This window comes from Micromonospora sp. KC207 (assembly GCF_004348615.1).
Taxonomy (GTDB): Bacteria; Actinomycetota; Actinomycetes; order Mycobacteriales; family Micromonosporaceae; genus Micromonospora.
In genome coordinates, this window is sequence record NZ_SMKJ01000558.1 from 1 (window position 1) to 1768 (window position 1768).

Annotated in this window: 1 protein-coding gene; it reads left to right on the forward strand. The window is 79.8% G+C overall.

The features are described 5' to 3' along the window. Window positions 1-48: 48 nt before the first annotated feature. Window positions 49-1677: a DNA polymerase Y family protein gene (locus E1258_RS32430; RefSeq protein WP_371688715.1), complete on the forward strand. Its 1629-nt coding sequence runs from the start codon at window positions 49-51 to the stop codon at window positions 1675-1677. Window positions 1678-1768: the final 91 nt, after the last annotated feature.

The following is a 1768-nucleotide window of genomic DNA, read 5'->3' on the forward strand; positions in this document are numbered from 1 at the left end:
CCGCCGTGGCCCGCTCACCGTGGTCGGTCCGGCGTGACCGGTGCGCCGGTGCGGACGCTGTTGCTCTGGTGCCCGGACTGGCCGGTCCTCGCCGCCGAGATCGTCGACGGGGTGCCGGCCACCGGGGCGGTCGCGGTGCTGCACGCCAACCGGGTGGTCGCCTGCTCCGAACGGGCCCGCGCCGAGGGCGTCCGCCGGGGGCTGCGCAAGCGGGAGGCGCAGGGGCGCTGCCCGCAACTGACCGTCGTCGACCACGATGCGGGGCGGGACGCCCGGGCCTTCGAGCCGGTGGTCGCCGCCGTCGAGGAGTTGGCCGCCGGCGTCGAGGTGGTCCGCCCCGGCGCCTGCGCGCTGGCCGCCCGGGGACCGGCCCGCCACCTCGGCGGCGAGGAGGCGGCCGCCGAGCGGATCATCGAGCACGTCGCCCAGACCTGCGCGGTGGAGAGCCAGGTGGGCATCGCCGACGGGGTGTTCGCCGCAGGCCTGGCGGCCCGCGCCGGGCGGGTGGTGCCCCCCGGCGGCACTCCAGGCTTCCTGGCCGGCCTGCCGGTGGAGGCGCTCGGCCGGCCGGCCCTGGCCGACCTGCTGCGCCGGCTCGGCTTACGCACCCTGGGGGGCTTCGCCGCGCTGCCGGCGGGGGACGTGCTGGCCCGGTTCGGGTTCGACGGCGCGCTGGCCCACCGGCTCGCCGCCGGTCAGGACCACCGGCCGCTGGCCGTCCGCCGGCCCCTGGCCGACCTGGCGGTCACCGCCGACCACGACGAGCCGATCGACCGGGTCGACGCCGCAGCCTTCGCCGCCCGCGCGCTGGCCGAGCGGCTGCACGACCGGCTCGCCGCGCACGGGCTGGCCTGCACCCGGCTGGGCATCGAGGCGGTCACCGCCCACGGCCAGGAGCTGCACCGGGTGTGGCGGCACGACGGCCTGCTCACCGCGGCGGCCATCGCCGACCGGGTGCGCTGGCAGCTCGACGGCTGGCTCTCCGGCAGCGCCGGCCGGCCCGGCTCCCGATCGGCCCGCCCGACGGCCGGGATCATCCGGCTGCGGCTGGTGCCCGACGGGGTGCTCGCTCGGGCCGACCTGCAACCCGGGCTGTGGGGGGAGACGGGCGAGGAGCGGGAACGGGCGCACCGGGCGCTGAGCCGGGTGCAGGGGCTCCTCGGCCCCGAGGCGGTGGTCACCGCGGTGCTCGGCGGCGGCCGGTCACCGGGCGACCAGGTGCGGCTGGTGCCGTGGGGCGACGAGCGGCTGCCCGCCCGCCCCGGCGAGTCGACCGGGCCTGCCCGCGCTGGTGGGTTGGCCGGGCCTGCCCGCCCCGGCGAGCCGGCCTGGTCAGGGCGGGCCGCGCCGCCTCCGTGGCCGGGCCGGCTGCCGCCGCCCTCGCCGGCCGTGGTGCTGCCCGCGCCGCTCGCCGCGACCGTCCACGACGCGACGGGCGAGCCGGTCGGGGTCAGCGCGCGGCTCCAGCTCACCGCCGCCCCGGCGCGGCTGGTCGTCGGCACGGCCCGACCGGTGGAGATCGTCGGCTGGGCCGGCCCGTGGCCGGTGGACGAGCGCTGGTGGGCCCCGGCGGAGGCCCGCCGCCGCGCCCGGTTCCAGGTCTGCCTGGCCGACGGGGCGGCTCTCCTGCTGGCGGTCGAGTCCGGCCAGTGGCTGGTGGAGGCGATCTATGACTGACCGGCGAGCCGCCAAGACCTCCGTGGGACGGGGGCACGGTGAGCTTCCATAACCCGGGGGTGGCCTGGGGGGAACTGGAACGGGCGCTCTC